This window comes from Dyella sp. 333MFSha (assembly GCF_900102405.1).
GTDB classification, from domain to species: Bacteria; Pseudomonadota; Gammaproteobacteria; order Xanthomonadales; family Rhodanobacteraceae; genus Luteibacter; species Luteibacter mycovicinus.
The window spans coordinates 16,700-33,354 of record NZ_FNBR01000007.1; the positions used below are offsets into that span (position 1 = coordinate 16,700).

General features: G+C 63.3%; 10 protein-coding genes. 5 read left to right on the plus strand and 5 right to left on the minus strand.

Annotated elements, in window-relative coordinates; translation table 11 throughout:
• Positions 1 to 121: 121 nt before the first annotated feature.
• The 5 genes from BLT40_RS18725 (at position 122) to BLT40_RS18740 (ending at position 6,380) form a co-directional block, all read left to right on the plus strand.
• The gene (locus BLT40_RS18725) at positions 122 to 3,169 is read left to right on the plus strand and encodes a TonB-dependent receptor (RefSeq protein WP_079522810.1); all 3,048 of its coding nucleotides are present in this window, start codon (positions 122 to 124) and stop codon (positions 3,167 to 3,169) included.
• 39 nt (positions 3,170 to 3,208) lie between these two features.
• Positions 3,209 to 3,511: a hypothetical protein gene (locus BLT40_RS20130; RefSeq protein WP_143025916.1), complete on the plus strand. Its 303-nt coding sequence runs from the start codon at positions 3,209 to 3,211 to the stop codon at positions 3,509 to 3,511.
• A gap of 515 nt (positions 3,512 to 4,026) precedes the next feature.
• Complete coding sequence (locus BLT40_RS18730; RefSeq protein ID WP_079522809.1) at positions 4,027 to 4,485, plus strand: hypothetical protein; 459 nt, start codon at positions 4,027 to 4,029, stop codon at positions 4,483 to 4,485.
• A gap of 405 nt (positions 4,486 to 4,890) precedes the next feature.
• The gene (locus BLT40_RS18735; RefSeq protein WP_036116619.1) at positions 4,891 to 5,739 is read left to right on the plus strand and encodes a YbaY family lipoprotein; all 849 of its coding nucleotides are present in this window, start codon (positions 4,891 to 4,893) and stop codon (positions 5,737 to 5,739) included.
• Between the two features lie 257 nt (positions 5,740 to 5,996).
• Positions 5,997 to 6,380: a hypothetical protein gene (locus tag BLT40_RS18740; RefSeq protein ID WP_139382838.1), complete on the plus strand. Its 384-nt coding sequence runs from the start codon at positions 5,997 to 5,999 to the stop codon at positions 6,378 to 6,380.
• 66 nt (positions 6,381 to 6,446) lie between these two features.
• On the opposite strand, the gene BLT40_RS18745 is transcribed toward BLT40_RS18740, so the two are convergent.
• From BLT40_RS18745 to pepN, 5 genes are all read right to left on the minus strand, one after another.
• Positions 6,447 to 8,264 carry an autotransporter domain-containing protein gene (locus BLT40_RS18745; protein WP_079522808.1) on the minus strand — a complete coding sequence of 606 codons (1,818 nt, stop codon included), beginning with the start codon at positions 8,262 to 8,264 and terminating at the stop codon, positions 6,447 to 6,449.
• 144 nt (positions 8,265 to 8,408) lie between these two features.
• Positions 8,409 to 10,748, minus strand: a complete 2,340-nt coding sequence (locus BLT40_RS18750; protein WP_043691696.1) for a Tex family protein — start codon at positions 10,746 to 10,748, stop codon at positions 8,409 to 8,411.
• Between the two features lie 105 nt (positions 10,749 to 10,853).
• A complete protein-coding gene (locus tag BLT40_RS18755) occupies positions 10,854 to 11,603 on the minus strand; it encodes an RDD family protein (RefSeq protein ID WP_051944089.1) in 750 nt (249 codons plus the stop codon).
• A 93-nt stretch (positions 11,604 to 11,696) separates the two neighbouring features.
• Positions 11,697 to 13,571, minus strand: a complete 1,875-nt coding sequence (gene mnmG, locus BLT40_RS18760; RefSeq protein WP_090355825.1) for a tRNA uridine-5-carboxymethylaminomethyl(34) synthesis enzyme MnmG — start codon at positions 13,569 to 13,571, stop codon at positions 11,697 to 11,699.
• A 435-nt stretch (positions 13,572 to 14,006) separates the two neighbouring features.
• On the minus strand, positions 14,007 to 16,655 hold the full coding sequence (pepN, locus tag BLT40_RS18765; protein ID WP_090355829.1) for an aminopeptidase N: 2,649 nt from the start codon (positions 16,653 to 16,655) through the stop codon (positions 14,007 to 14,009).

Genomic DNA, 16,655 nt, shown 5'->3' on the forward strand with positions numbered 1-16,655 from the left:
AGGAGTTGGCGCCAGAACACCACCCCTCGGATCCGAGCAACGGCAAGGCCATTTTTTCCGGCCTTTGGTCGGTTTTGCTCGTTTTTTTTGGCCCGTTGGGGTCGATCTGGGGAGATTTGCAATGAGTTCTCGCAGCATCCGGCAGGCTTCCGTCCTGCGTCGTTCGTCGTTGGCGCTCGCGCTGGCCATGGGCATGGGCCTTACCGGCAACGTGTTCGCCCAGGCGACCACGGGTAGCCTGTTCGGTTCGGCTGAAGCCGGCGATACCGTTCAGATCACCAGCGGCACGGGCGTTACCCGTTCCACCACGGTCGGCGAAAACGGCCGTTACAACTTCAACAACCTTCCGCTCGGCGTCTACAAGGTGAGCCTGATCAAGGGCGGCACCACCGTGGATTCGCGGGACAAGGTCGAGCTCCGCGTCAACGCCGGCACGGACGTGTCGTTCAACTCCGCAGCAAACGCTAGCGGCGCTCAGAATCTGGATGCCGTCACCGTCACGGGTACCGCCCTGCCGGCTATCGACGTCAGCTCGGTTGACTCGCGCACGGTCATCACGCGCTCGCAGCTCGATCAGCTCCCGCTCGGGCGCTCTGCCGAGTCGATCGCCCTGCTCGCCCCGGGCGTTACGCCTGGTGCAACAGGCACTGGCTTCGCCAGCCCGACCGGCCAGGCACTCGTGTCGTTTGGCGGCTCGTCGATTACCGAGAACGCCTACTACGTCAACGGCATGAACACCACCGATCCCATCTCGGGTTACGGCGGCATCGTTCTCCCGTACGGTGCAATCGATCAGCAGGAAGTGCTGACCGGCGGCTACGGCGCCGCCTACGGTCGCTCGGATGGTGGCGTGATCAGCATCGTTGGTCGCCGCGGTACGAACGATTGGAAGTTCGGTGGCCAGATCCTTTACACCCCGAGGTGGGGCAAGGCAGATCCGAAAAACTGGCGTTACGCTGCCGATTCGGTTAACGCCGGCGAGCTCAACCGTTATCGCAAGAACAATAAGGATTGGGACGCCATCGTCTCGGCCTACGGCGGCGGTGCGCTGATCAAAGATAAGCTGTTCATCTTCGCGGCTGTTGAAGCTGAGAAGCGCGAAGGTACCAATGTCTATAGCGTGAACACCGGGCAGCAGGCGAACTACACGTACAAAGATCCGAAGACGTACGTGAAGCTCGACTGGAATATCAACGATAACAACCTGCTCGAGTTCACTCACGCGTCGTATAAGAACGATTACGCGGGTACCCTTTACGACTATGACTACGACACCCTGAGCAGGGGTGATTACGTCAGCCGCGATACCGCTGAGTCGACCAAGCAGACCATGTGGGTTGGTAAATTCACCAGCTACATCACCGACGACTTGACCTTGACGGCCCAGTACGGCCGCCAGAACACCGACTTCTACACGCATGCGGATGGTGATGCGAACCTCATCCACATCATTCAGCCGTCGCGTCAGAATCCGTTGTATAAGGGTGGAAATCCGGGCGGCTATTCGAACGCGCTGGGCTACACGACCGTCGGCGATCCGCGTAAGAACAGCAAGGGCTCGAACTATCGCGTCGACCTGAACTACAAGATCGGTAACCACGAAATTTCGGCCGGTATCGACAATCAGTCGACGCAGGACAATAACGACGGCGACTCGATCTACTCGAATTCTGGCTATGCGTGGGAATACGCTATCGCTCAGCCAGGTGCCGCGCTTGCCGGTGGTGAAGTCGTGGGCACCCCCAGCGGCTACTACGTTGACAAGTACCGTTACAGCACGGTTGCCTCCGTTGCAGTCAAACAGCGCGCTCAGTACATCGAAGACAAGTGGCAGGTCACCGATCGCGTTCTTCTGAGCCTTGGTCTGCGTAACGACCAGTTCCGTAACTACAACGGCAGCGGTCAGGCTTACATCACGCAGCACGCTCCGCAGTGGGCCCCTCGCCTCGGCGGTACGTGGGACGTGTTTGGTGACAGCACGTTCAAGGTTTACGGTAACGCGGGCCGTTATTATCTTGCCCTCCCGAATCAGCCCGCCCTTCGCGGCGCTTCGGGCTCGTATTACACCCGCTCTTACTACTCGTATGACGGGGTCGATCCGACCACCGGTTATCCGATCAATCCGCAGCCGCTGGCTGGTAGCAAGGGTCCGAATGGCGAGTACTCGGCCAACAACGAATTCGGCCAGTCGCCGGATCCGCGCACAGTCACTGCTAAGGGCATCAAGCCGGAGTATCAGGATGAATACATCCTCGGCTTCGACAAGACCCTCGGCGACGACTGGGTTTACGGCGCTAAGCTCACCTATCGCAAGCTGAAGAACGCGATCGACGACTTCTGCGCTACGGATCGTGTTATCGCCAAGTCCGCTGCCATCGGCAACGACGTCGCTAACGAAAACTGGGACGCAATCAGCTGCTACCTGTTCAACCCGGGTCGCTCGAACACGTTCCAGGTTCCGAACCTGGCTACGGGTGGTCTGGACCAGATCAAGACATCGAATGCCGACCTTGGCTTCCCGCACCTGAAGCGGTCGTATTACGCTGTGAATCTCCATATGGAGCATCCGCAGGGTAACGGCAACTGGTGGGGTCGTATCGACTACGTCTACTCGAAGAGCTACGGCAACAGCGAAGGCCAGGTCGATTCAGACGCAGGCACCCGTAGCGCTCCTTCGGTGACGCAGGCATGGGACAATCCGGAAGTTATGGCTTACTCGAACGGTTTGCTGCCGAACGATCACAAGCATCAGTTGAAGCTTTTCGGCTCATACCAGTTCACTCCGGAATGGTCGGTTGCTGGCAACCTGCAGATCCTGTCTGGCGCGCCGCGTAACTGCTACGGTGGGTACGGTCCGGATCAGATCGAAGCTAATGCTAACTACGGTGTCGAGTCTTACCACTTCTGCGGTGGTCTGCCGTCGCCCCCAGGTGATGCTGGCCGCACGCCGTGGACGAAGTCGCTCACCCTGAGCACTCAGTACCGTCCGGCTTTTGCCGACCACAAGCTGGCGCTCAGCCTCGAAGTCTTCAATGTCACCAACGAGCAGAAGAACACCCAGGTGTCCCCGTACTACGGCGTCTCTTCGAGCCCGAACAACGAGTACAACCTGCCGCTCGCCACTCAGACACCGCGTTACATCCGCTTGGGTGCGACGTACGACTTCTGATTTTAGGTAGTTGATGATCATCGGCCGCGCGAGCAGTCGATGATCGAAAAACGCCACCCTCGGGTGGCGTTTTTTTTTGCTGAGTTTTTCTTCCTGCAGTTGCCGTTACGACCGAGCTTCCCGTTATTCGGAATCTGCGACGTGAGTCACATAGTGATATGTCCTCGTATCCCGCTTGTAGGCTTTGCCCTACAGAGCTTCCGAAGCTTGCGGCGTAACATTGTCACGACGATAGTCGTCGACGTATATCAATTAACGGGGGTCTTGAATGAAGGCATTGTTATGGAGCGCACTGGTCTTTCTCGCGCTGGCATCATCTTCCGCGTTCGCGATGCAGAATGACGCAGTGTCTTACGTCTATTTCGACTCGCAAGGAAATGTCGTCGGTCAATCGATCAACACGTGTTTCAATGCTAATCCGCGCACATATGTCGGCGTCTGGAGCGAGTTCTACCGCACAGATACCTATGGCTGTACGCGTGGGGTTTCGATTAGCGGCACATCTTGTATTACATCGCTTCCTAGCGGTGGACCAGACCCGGGTTCGACGGATCCTCAAGGCGGTACGGTCTGCACCACGCGGACGTCGCAGGGGGAATTACCTACACCGGGATTCCAGGTCGGCCACCTGCCGCCAGGGATGACGCTGGAGCAATCGTGCGACATGTCACAGTGCGGAACTCCACCGTTCTATGACCCATTCCGTTGGTCGTCGGCCGATGTCCATTCGGGTCTGCCTCCGCACTGAGTGTAGGAGGCGCTGTGGGGGCGCCATCGTCACGTAAATTGCTCTGCATCGGTCTCGGGGTGAGTCCGAATGGCACACGGGTTTTGTGTCAATCTGCAAAGGATTTGATATGCATGCTGTGAAGAAAGTAATTCGTCAGGCATTCGTCGCTTTGATCATTGTCTGCAGTGGCCAAACGCTGGCCGCTATCAACAATGCGCGCAACATCGTTTACTTCGATGCGAATAACAAGATCGTAGGACAGCAGTTTATCCAGTGCGACAACCGTGCGTTCCATGCAGGTGTCATCGACACTAGCAACCCATATCACATGGAGATGGATTTCGGATGTGGTAACCCCGTACTCGTAGACTGCGAAACATCGAACGGCAACACGTTCTGCTCGTACGATCCGGATTACGCCACCCGCGTGCCGTACTTTCTGTCGGCAACGGGCTACACGATTCAGGACTACTGCGACGGAAACTACAACCATGCCACCGAGTTTGTCGGTCGGTCGGACTGCGCATTCCCTGCGCCTCAGGAAATCTCGACCATTGGTCCCTGGTTGAGCGGCTGGGGTAGTTAAGTCGACGCTGCCCGTCCTGGATGGACAGGCAGCAAGCAATCTTTAAGCTGGTGCTCTGAGAAACGCCACTTATCGTGGCGTTTTTTTCGTGTGGAACGCCGACTGGTATTCCGTCAGTTGGCAGCGCCCATGATCCGGTCTGGCAACCCGCTTGCGCGGACTTTACGACGGGTCACGCAAGTTGTTGCTTTCCATGCAAGTCGCACGGGTGCCGCTTTCCGGCAAACCTGACCGTCAGCTTGCCAACCCGCTCCCGTTTCCGCCAAGTCGGGTAGTTTCACCCTTGACTTTTACATCGGCGCATTTCTCGGTATGCTCCAAGGTCCCCCCGGACATGTTGCAGCGCCATGCGCGCGCGTATTGTCCGTGACCCCAAAACCATTCCGTTCCATACGAGGTTTGACCATGCGCAGGATCCTCTTGTCGCTCGCTTCTGTCTCCGCCCTGGCGCTCGCCGGTTGCGGTGGCGGCTCCGACAACAACGGCCAGCAGGCCGCCGCCGGTGGCAGCGACAATGCCGCTCCCGCCAACGCCGTGACCGGCACCATCACCCTGCGTGACGCCGGCGCCCAGCTGTCGCCGGACGCCAAGCTCGACCTCAAGCTGGTCGACGTCAGCGCCCAGGGTTCGCAGCCGCTGGCCACCAAGACGGTGCAGCCGGTGACCCTGCCGCAGCAGTTCCAGCTGGACTTCAATGCCGCCGACCTCAATCCCAACGACATGTACATCGTCGAAGCGTCCCTGCAGGACGGCGAGCGTCACTATTCGGCTCCGCTGAAGACCCCCGTGCTGACCAAGGGCGCGAAGAACGTCGCCAACATTCAGCTGGTCGGCGAAGCGACGCCGGGCGAGAAAGAGCTCAGCGGCTACAACTCGCTGAAGAAGAACATCGGCGGCCTGAAGATGACGCAGGGCACCGCGTTGAAGGAAGGCGAGTCGCGCGGCTGGCAGATCTTCAAGAAGGGTAACGACGTGCAGTTCGTTATCGAGCTGGTCGATTACGGCGATAAGGGCTTCACCTCGACGAACTACGCTTACAAGAACGGTAAGCCGTGGGTGATTGTCCAGGAGAAGAAGCCGAGCAAGGACGGCAAGCCGACCTCCACTCAGCGTGCTGGCTGGAACGATGCCGGCGAACTCGTCCTCAAGCAGAACGAGGCTGGCGGCAAGGTCGACGTCCTTGGCGACGACGCGGCGGCCGCGCTGAAGAGCCAGGCCGAAGCGATGTACGCGAAGGCTGGCGGCAAGAAGTAAGACGTCCACTCGGATGTAAAAAAACGCCGGCCTAGTGCCGGCGTTTTTTTTTTGCGAAAAGATGGCGATATTCGGCAACGAAGGCGCTAAAAGCTGCCGTGTAAGGTTTTTCCTACAGACTTGAGGCGAGTACCGGCGCATTTTTGGTGAGTCCCAACGACGGGATCGTCGGCTTACGGCTACGGACGGCTGATGTCCGGCCTAGGCCGTACTGCATGAAACGCGGAATCTTTTTCCGCCTCACGGAGATACGAAAGATGAAGCACCTCCTCCCCAAGCTCGCCGTTTTCGCGCTGCCTCTCCTCGGATTTGTCGGTACGGCCCAGGCGCTTGCCCTTACCGCGAGTTCTCACAAGTACTTCGATGAAACCGGGGCTCTGGTCGGTCAGGATATCCGTACGTGTGAAGCCCTGACATACCAGGCCGGTAATACCCACACCGCTTATTCGATTACCGAAGAAGTGAATTGCGGATCCGACCGTAAGCCTCGCTATATCGTGGCCAACACGATCATCACGGCTTACACGTTGCCGGGTTCTCTGCCGATTGCTACCGCGTGCAGCATCGCGGAGTGCGAACCGGTCGGCGTCGCAGAGCCGCGAATGCTGGAAGATAAGGGTTGGACTTGGACTAACCCGTAATCCTCTCGACAAAAAACGCCGACCCAAGGGCCGGCGTTTTTGTTCATTCTTACCAACGTCGCTCGATCAGAACGACATCTTCAGTCCGAGGTTGAGGCTGTTGTAACGCTGCGTGTCGTCAGCGAAGCGACCGCTGTAGCTCGCCCAGCCGCTCCAGGTCTGGCTGAAGTCGGCGGTGACGCCGAGGTCGGCCGTGGCCCATGTCTTGTCCGGGGTGAAGCCCTGGACTTCGAACTTGCCGGCCATGCTGTTGAGACCCGCGGTGACGTAACGATCGTCGGCGCGGCCGTCGTGGTTGTAGGACACCTCGGCGAACGGGTGGAGCATGGTGCTGCCGGCCTGCATCGAACCCTGCAGGCGCCAGCCGGCCGTTTCGATACGAGCGTTACGCGTCTGCTTGCCGAAGGTCATCGCGGTGCTGGTGTCGCTGCGCTCGGTGTAACCGAACACACGCAGCTGCTCGAATTCCACGCTGACGAACGGGCCGGTCTTGAGCGTGTCGCTACCGAACCACCAGCCGCCCTGCAGGCCTGCGCCCACGTGCGAGCCGTCGGTCTTGCCCGTCTCGGTGCGACGTGCGGCGCCGAGGTCGATGCGACGATCGATGTCGGTGAAGCTGAGCTGGCCGAAGGTGACGAACGCGCCGCCGTAACCGCCGCCCTGGTGATAGAAGGCGTAACCCGAACCGGCGACGTCCTGCATCTTGTAGCCGCCACCGCCCTGGAAGTCGGCGTTGTTCTGGGACAGGCCAAGAGCGACACCGACGGAGACGTTCTCGTTGACCTTGGCATCCGCACCGACCGTCAGGTTGACGTTGTCGCTGTCGGTCTTCGGCGAGGTGTCGGTCGTCTTGAACTTCTGCTGGCCGTAGTCGACGGCCGCGAACACGCGGGAGTCGGCGCCGAAGTTATCGGCGAGCATCTGGTTACGCAGCACACGGACATGCGCGGCGTCGGAGGCGAGACCGGCTTCGCCGAGCAGCGAGATCTTCTGCGGGGCGGTAATCACCGAAATCGCATACTGGCCGAGGATCGCGTGAGCCGCCGTGGTCGGATGAATGCCGTCGGCGAACAGGTAGGTCGATGCCGCGTTCGGGTCGCGCAGGGTGGCCGGCGTGCAGGTCAGCGAGCTGGCCGTGGTGCAGGCCGGCACGGTGACGTTGGTGAAGCCGTAGGTGCTCGGGCTTGCGATGACTTCGTTGAGCAGCGCGTAGGTGTCGATCGGCACGATGCCGCGGTTGGCCTGGGCCAGACCGCCGGATAGGATGCCGTTGTAGACCTGCGACAGCTGGCTGATCTGGCCGGCCGCCGTTGCGCCCTGAGCCAGCGCGGCGGGGGTCTTGCCGACGTCGGGCAGGTTGAAGACGACGATGGTCTTCGCGCCCGCCGCCTGCAGTGCCTTGATCTGGCCGACTTCGTTCGTGGCGGCCGTGGCGACGGTCACCTGGGCCGTGGCCGGGTTGTTCAGTGCCGCCAGCAGGTCGTTGGCGCCGATCCACATGGTGTACAGCGCGTTCGGGTCGGCCTTGCCGCCGGTGGACGCGAGATACGTCTGAATCTGTGTCGAGGTCGGCGGGACGGTCAGCGGCGTGCCGGTGACCGGGTTGACCGTGGCGGCACGCGCGTTGCCGTACGCGTAGTCGGTGCCGCCCTTGAGTGACGGGGTGAGCGAGAGGCCGTAGTACGACGCGATGTTCTCGACCGCGACCGTGCCCGGGTTCGTCGTGAAGCGCAGCGCGACAGGCGAGCGGATCAGCGTGGAGACATTACCGTTGTCGCTTAGGCTGTCACCGAAGGACACCACCTGCGTGAAACCGTCGGCGTGCGCCCCGGCACTGAAGAGAAGGGCGGCGCCGATGGCACCGGCAAGATGACGAATACGCATGTGGAATCACTCCGTGTGTGGGGCGTTAGAGAAACGTTACGGTAATCGAAGCCATACGCCAGCGCATGCTGCGGCGCACTAGGATCTTGCGGATGGGTGGTCCCCTGACTCCGCGCCTCGGACGAGGCGCGGAGCGGTGTTGCGTTATTTCTTAAGCGCGCGCGAGAAAGCGTCGGCGAACGCGCTGTTGGACGGGGCGGCAGCCTGCTTCGGTGGCTGGGGCGCACGGGCACCGCCACCCTGCCCGCCGCGACGATTGCCGCCACCCGCAGGGGCGTCGTCGCGCTGACCGGGGCGACCACCGCGCGCTTCGCCCGGCACATCGTCCAGGCGCATGCTGAGCGCGATGCGCTTGCGCGGCAGGTCGATCTCCATGACCTTCACCTTGACGATGTCGCCCGCTTTCACCGCATCGCGCGGATCCTTGACGAAGGTATGCGACAGCGCCGACACGTGGACCAGGCCGTCCTGATGCACACCGATGTCTACGAACGCGCCGAAGGCGGCGACATTGGTCACGCGTCCTTCGAGCACCATGCCGACGGTGAGATCCTTCAGGTCTTCCACACCCTCGGCAAAGCTCGGCGCGACGAACTCGGGACGCGGATCGCGGCCGGGCTTTTCCAGTTCCCTGAGGATGTCGCGCACGGTCGGTACACCGAACTTCTCATCGGTGAAGTCTTCCGCCTTCAGGCTGCGCAGGAACGACGTATCGCCGATCACCTGCTTTACCTCGCGACCGCACTGCTTGAGGATGCGCTCGACGACGGGGTACGCCTCGGGATGCACGGAGCTGGCGTCGAGCGGGTTGCTGCCCGCGCTGATGCGGAGGAAGCCGGCGCACTGTTCGAAGGCCTTGTCGCCGAGGCGCGGTACCTTGAGCAGGTCCTTGCGGCTGGGGAAGGGGCCGTTCGCATCGCGATGCTTGACGACGTTCTCGGCGACGCTGCTGGACAAGCCGGCGACACGCGCGAGCAGCGGGGCGGACGCGGTGTTCACGTCGACGCCTACGGCGTTGACGCAGTCTTCGACGCGTGCGTCGAGTGCGCGCGCCAGCTTCACCTGGTTGACGTCGTGCTGATACTGGCCGACACCGATGGCCTTCGGCTCGATCTTGACCAGTTCCGCCAGAGGATCCTGCAGTCGGCGTGCGATCGACACGGCGCCGCGGATCGACACGTCGAGTTCGGGGAATTCCTTCGATGCGAGCTCCGACGCGGAGTACACCGACGCGCCGGCTTCGCTGACGACGACCTTCGACAGATTGAGGTCGGCGTGCTTGCGCATCACTTCACCGGTCAGCTTGTCGGTCTCGCGCGAGGCGGTTCCGTTGCCGATGGCGATCAGGTTGACGCCGTGCTGCTTGCTGAGCTGCGCGATGCGCGCGACCGACTGATCCCACTGGTTGCGCGGCTCGTGCGGATAAATGGTGTCGTACGCGAGCAGCTTGCCCGTGGCGTCGACGATGGCGAGCTTGCAGCCGGTCCGGATGCCCGGATCGAGGCCCATCACGGTCTTGCCGCCGGCCGGAGCGGCCAGCAACAGGTCCTTGAGGTTTTCACCGAAGACGCGGATAGCCTCGTCCTCGGCGCCTTCACGTACGCGACCGAACAGGTCGAGCGTCAGGTGCAGATGCAGCTTGACGCGCCAGGTCAGGCGCACGGTCTCGCGCAGCCAGGCGTCGGCCGCGCGGCCCTGGTTGACGATGCCGGCGCGTGCGGCCACACGGCCCTCGCCCTCGGCATGGCCCTGATCGGCATCGACGGCGGGGTTGAGGTCGATCTCGAGCACGCCTTCGTTGCGGGCGCGCATCAGCGCGAGCAGGCGGTGCGACGGAATCTTCGAGACCGACTCGGCATGATCGAAATAGTCGCGGAACTTCGCGCCTTCGTTCTCCTTGCCGGGCACGACGGTGGCGCGGATCTGGCCGTTCTCCCAGAGCCAGTCGCGCAGTTCGCCCACGAGGGTGGCGTCTTCAGCGATGGCTTCCATCAGGATGGCGCGCGCGCCGTCCAGTGCGGCCTTTACGTCGGCAACGCCCTTGTCGGCGTCCACGAAGGCCGCGGCGACGGTTTCCGGGTCCTGCGTGGGATCGTCACGCAGGCCGAGCGCGAGGGGCTCGAGGCCGGCTTCGCGAGCGATCTGTGCCTTGGTACGGCGTTTGGGTTTGTACGGAAGGTAGAGATCCTCCAGGCGGGCCTTGGTGTCGGCGCTGAGGATGTCGGCCTTGAGGGCGTCGGTCATCTTGCCCTGTTCGGCGACGCTGTCGAGGATCGCGGCACGACGGTCTTCCAGCTCGCGCAGGTAGCGCAGGCGCTCTTCGAGCAGGCGAAGCTGGATGTCGTCGAGACCGCCGGTGACTTCCTTGCGGTAGCGGGCGATAAACGGCACCGTGGCGCCACCGTCGAGCAGTTCCACCGCCGCGCGCACCTGTTCGGGCTTCGCGGCGATGTCCTGGGCAATACGTTGTTCGATGCTCTGCATGACTTTCCTGTGCTTTGACTCAGCCGGCCGGCATGTCGGGCCGGGCCGCCGATGATAGCAAGCACAGGTGGCACCCCGGCCGTCGGGCCGGGGCAGGTCGGGCAATCAGGCGTCGAAGCTGCCGTTCGTCCCGGTACGTGGGGCTTGCACGGCGGCCTTGTCCGCGCGACCCAGTACGACGTAGGTGCTGGCCAGGAGGTCATGGACCCCCTGCTTGCGCTCGGTGAAGGCGGCGACGACGTAGAACACCATGGGTACCAGCAGCGTCACGGCATTGAACAGGCGAACCACGTTGCGGGCGGCGGCGCGACCGATCGTCAGGCGCTGGCCGCTGGCGTCGGTCACGCGGATGCCGCACGCGAGCTTGCCGGGCGTGGCCTGCCACTTCGAGCTTTCGAAGAAGGCGTAGTAAGCGAAACCGATCACCAGCAGCACATAGGAGATGGGTTGCACGGCCTCGGCGTACGCCTTGATCGCGCCGGCCTGATCGTGTTCGAACTGCGCCATCATCGACGCCATCAGACTGCCCAGCCCCATCATCAGGCTGATAACGGTGAAGGGGACCATCAGGATGATGTAGTCGATCACCCAGGCGCCGAAGCGCAGCCAGAAGCCGGCGTACTCCGGCTCCACGGCGGCCTCGTTGATTCCCATGAAGGGCGGCGGCGGGGGCGGCACGACGCCGGGCGCGGGGCGGTCGTCGGGAAAGAGCTCGCCCAGGGGGCGCCAGTCGCTCATGCCCTCGTACCAGCCGAGTTCCTCAGGACGGCAGGTGCCGTCCCGCAGCCACTGACGGATCTCGTCGTCCGCGTAAGGCCCGAACCGCTCGCCGTTTCGTCCGATCCACACTTGCATGCTGCTGTCTTCCCGCCTTAGCCGATGAGGCGATGATGCCAGATGGGTGCGTCATCCGCCGCCTGCTGAAAGCCACGGTGGTCTCGCCCGGGCTCAGGCGGCTCGTCGTTTCAGGTGTACCAGCAGCAGCGAAATCGCCGCGGGAGTGACGCCGCTGATACGGGAGGCCTGGCCGATGGTCGCCGGCAGCGAGCGCTTCAGCTTGAGCAGTACCTCAGCCGACAGGCCACGCACGCGGTCGTAGTCGAAGCTCTCGGGGATGCTGGTCGACTCATGACGGCGCTGGCGCTCGATCTCCTCACGCTGGCGCTCGAGGTAACCCGAGTATTTGGCCTGGACCTCCACCTGGGTCGCCACCTCGGCGTCGTCTACCGCCGGACCCAGTTCGGGAACGGCGGTCAGCGCCGCGTAGTCCATCTCCGGCCGACGAAGCAGGTCCAGTGCGTGTGTCTCGCGACTCACGGCGATGCCCAGCGAGCGCTGCACGGCCGCGCCAAGCGCGTTGGCGGGTGCGGCCCAGAGTCCACGCAGGCGGGCGGTTTCGAGCTCGGCGGCGTCACGCTTGGCTTCCAGACGGCGGAAGCGGTCTTCCGACACGACGCCCTTCGCGTAGCCTTGCGCGGTCAGGCGCAGGTCGGCGTTGTCTTCGCGCAGATGCAGGCGATATTCGGCCCGCGAGGTGAACATGCGGTACGGCTCGATCGTGCCGTTGGTCGTCAGGTCGTCGATCAGCACGCCCATGTAAGCCTCGTCGCGGCGCGGATACCACGGCGCGTCGCCGCGTACGCTCAGTGCGGCATTCATGCCGGCGATCAGGCCCTGAGCCCCCGCTTCCTCGTAACCCGTGGTGCCGTTGATCTGGCCGGCGAACCAGAGGCCGGGAATGGCCCGGGTTTCCAGCCACGGATGCAGGCCGCGCGGGTCGAAGTAGTCGTATTCGATCGCATAGCCCGGGCGCGTGATGTGGGCATTCGCGAAACCGGGAAGCGAACGGACCAGTGCGTACTGCACATCGAAGGGCAGTGACGTGGAAATGCCGTTCGGATAGATCTCGAACGTGTCGAGGCCCTCGGGTTCGACGAAGATCTGGTGGGAGGTCTTGTCCGCGAAGCGAACGACCTTGTCCTCGATCGACGGGCAGTACCGCGGGCCTACGCCCTCGATCTGTCCGCTGTACAGCGGCGACCGGTCCAGCGAGCCACGGATCAGGTCGTGCGTCGCCTCGGTCGTGTGCGTGATCCAGCAGCTGACCTGACGCGGATGTTCCGCCGCCGAACCCATGTACGAGAAGTGCGGCATCGGATCGTCGCCCGGCTGCTCGGCCAGCAGCGAGAAGTCGATGCTGCGGCTGTCGATGCGCGGCGGGGTACCGGTCTTCAGGCGGTCGGCGGCGACCGGCAACTCGCGAAGCTTCGCGGCCAGCGTCGAGGCTGGCGGATCGCCCGCACGGCCACCGGCGTACTGCGCGCTGCCGATGTGAATCTTGCCGGCGAGGAACGTGCCCGCGGTAAGCACGACGGCGGGCGCGTGGAAGTCCAGGCCCATCTGCGTACGTACGCCGGCCACCCGGCCATCTATCAGGATCAGGTCGTCGACCGCCTGCTGGAACAGCACCAGATTGGGCTGCGTCTCGACGATGGAGCGAATGGCGGCGCGGTAAAGCGCGCGGTCGGCCTGGCAGCGCGTCGCCCGTACGGCGGGTCCCTTGGACGCGTTGAGTGTCCGCCACTGGATACCGGCCCGATCCGCCGCATGCCCCATGGCGCCGCCGAGAGCATCGATTTCCTTGACCAGATGCCCTTTGCCGATGCCGCCGATGGCGGGATTGCAGCTCATCTGCCCGATCGTTTCGATGTTGTGGCTGAGCAGCAGGGTTCGTGCGCCGGCGCGTGCGGACGCAAGCGCCGCCTCGGTGCCGGCGTGTCCGCCACCGACCACGATGACGTCGTAGGTTTCTGTATGCAGCATGGGAATGGTTCGCGCGAGGCCTGCCCGCATTTTACGCCAGCAAGACCGTGTAGGTTGGCACGCGTTATGCTTTCTAAGTCAGGCACTTCACCTGGGCAGACGCTGCGCGATAACACGCGCGCCGAGACCGAACGACAGGGGTTTGGTCGTGTGCCGGAGGGAGGAAGCGGGATGTGGGCAAGGATGCCCCATTCGACTTATCGAATGAGATCTGGCGCCCGGCGGTCTCAGGAACAGGGGGAATCCAGGATGACCGTGCTGCCGGGCGCCAGAAACCGTATGACTGGCACAAAGAGCCGCGGCATCAGCTGCGGCTTTCTTCGTTGGGTGAGAATCTACACCGTTCGAATGAACTGTGTGTGACTTTTTCGTCAACCAAGTGCTCTGTTTCGGCAATTGGTGACGCGGTGCGTCAGTTTTTTACGTGGCGCCGCGTCAGCCCATGGCCACCCGTGCCAGGATGTCGGTGAGATCCCGCGACAAATCCTTGCGCGCCGCGAGTTCGGCCACGACCGCATGGGCAGCCTCCCGTCGTACGGGCTCCAGCCGCTTCCAGCCATTGAATGCCGTCGCCACGCGAGCGGCAACCTGCGGGTTGAGCGCGTCGATGGCTACCAGGCGATCGCCCAGCCAGCGGTACGCGGCACCATCGGCGCGATGGAAGCCGCTGGGATTGGCGCGGGCAAACGTTCCGATCAGCGACTGCACCCGGTTGGGGTTCTTCAGCGTAAAGGCGACATCGTGCTCGATGGCCTGAACGCGGGCGAACGCGCCATCGCCGGGCCACTGCGCCTGCACGGCAAACCACTTATCCAGTGCAAGGGCATTGCCCTCATAGCGCTGACGGAAGTGGGCGATGGCGGACGCGGCTGCCGCCGGGTCCAGGGTCGCCAGCGTGCTCAGGGCGGCAAGACGGTCGGTCATGCCCGGCGCCTCGTCGTACTGAGCGCGTGCCAGTTTTGCGGCGGTGTCCTTGTCGACCAGGCCGAGCAGGTCGAGTACGCGCCGTTTGAGCTGGCGTCGGGCCTGACTGACTGAATCGAGACTGGCGCTGGTCGCCGCGCGCAGGGTGTCGTAGCGGGTCCGCAGCGTCGATGCGCCGATGCGCGTCGCCAGTGCGCGCAGCATGCCCTGACGGGCCTCGCGAATCCGGTCGGGGTCACGTTCGGCCTGACGCTCCACCAGCTCGATCTCACCGGGCGGGGTGAGCAGTTCGGCGAGCAGCGCATCGTCCATCGCCGGGTCGGCGAACAGGTCGGCCAGCGCCGCTGTCCACGCCCCGATGGCGGCGCCGGCGGTTCGACCGTCACGGACGTCGTCATAGGCCAGGCCGGCCAACTGCTGGCCCGCCTCCCAGCGATTGAAGCCGTCCACATCGTGACGAAGCAGCACGGCCAGTTCATCCGGCGCGTAATCGAATTCCAGGATGACCGGGGCGGAAAAGCCGCGCAGCAGGGAGGGCACCGGAACGGCGTCGATGTCCTCGAAGACGAAGGCATGCTCCGCGTCCCGCAGCACCAGCGTACGCTCGGTCTCGCCGGTGGCATCTTCCCCCTCCAGGCGGAGCGGCAAGGCCTTGCCCGAGCGATCGAACAGCGACAGGCGGACAGGCACGGGAAGCGGCTGCTTGGTCGGCTGACCCGCGCTCGCCGGCGTACGCTGACGAAGCGTCAGGCGGTAGCGTCGCTGTGCCGCGTCGTAGCGGCCCTCGGCGGTCAGGCGCGGCGTGCCGGCCTGGCCGTACCAGGCAAGATAGGGCGAGAGATCCGTGTCGTTCGCCTCGCCCAGCGCGGCGAGGAAATCCTCGATGGTCGCGGCGTGACCGTCATGCCGGTCGAAGTACAGATCCATACCCCGGCGGAAGCCGGCCGCGCCGAGATGCCCGGCGAGCATGCGCACGAGTTCCGAGCCCTTCTCGTACACCGTCGCGGTGTAAAAGTTGTTGATCTCGCTGTACTGCGAGGGGCGTACCGGATGCGACAAGGGGCCGGCGTCTTCCGGGAACTGCGCGCGGCGTAACAGGGCGACGTCTTCGATGCGCTTGAGCGGCGCCGAGTTCATGTCGGCGGAGAAGTTCTGCTCGCGGAAGACCGTCAGGCCCTCTTTCAGGCTGAGCTGGAACCAGTCGCGGCAGGTGACGCGATTGCCGCTCCAGTTATGGAAATACTCGTGGGCGACCACGGCCTCGACGTGACGGTACTCGTCGTCGGTGCTCGAATCCGGATCGGCCAGCAGGTATTTCGCGTTGAAGATGTTGAGGCCCTTGTTCTCCATCGCGCCCATGTTGAAGTCATGCGTGGCGACGACGTGGAACACGTCCAGATCGTAATTGCGACCGTACGTCTGCTCATCCCATTTCATGCAGCGAATCAGCGAATCCATCGCGTAGTCGCAGCGGTCGATGACATCGGCCTCGGCCCAGATGTGCAGCGCGACGGCACGGCCGTCCGCGGTGGTGTAGTCGTGGCTGATCCGCTCCAGATGCCCGGCCACGAGCGCGAACAGATAGCTCGGCTTCGGATGCGGATCGACGAAGCGTGCCCAGTGCCGCCCGTCGGGCAGATCACCGGCACCATCGGGATTGCCGCCGGCGAGCAGTACGGGGAAACGGGCCTTGTCCGCGCGCAGTTCCACCGTGTACTTCGACTGGACGTCGGGGCGGTCCGGGAAGAAGGTGATATGCCGGAACCCCTCGGCTTCGCACTGAGTGAGAAGAAAACCCTTCTCGCGGCTACCGGAAAGGTAGAGACCCTCGAAGGCCGTGTTCTCGGCCGGCCGCACGGCGACCCGTGTGCCGATCGTGCAGCGATCGCCTTCGATTGCGATCTCCAGCAGGCCGTTGGCGAGGATGTACTCACCCTCGACCAGACGGCGTCCGTCGACCGTCAGTTCGAGCAGTTCGAGGCCTTCGCCATTGAGGCGGACCGGTTCGTCGGCGCGGCGCCGGAGCTCGAGCGTCGCGGTGACCTCACTCCGGTCGATACCGAGATCGAAGGTCAGCGCGGTGTGCTCGACCGTCCAGGCGGGTGCCCGGTAGTCGGCCAGGCGGATGACAGTGGTGGGGGCGTCCGAACGATCGCTCAT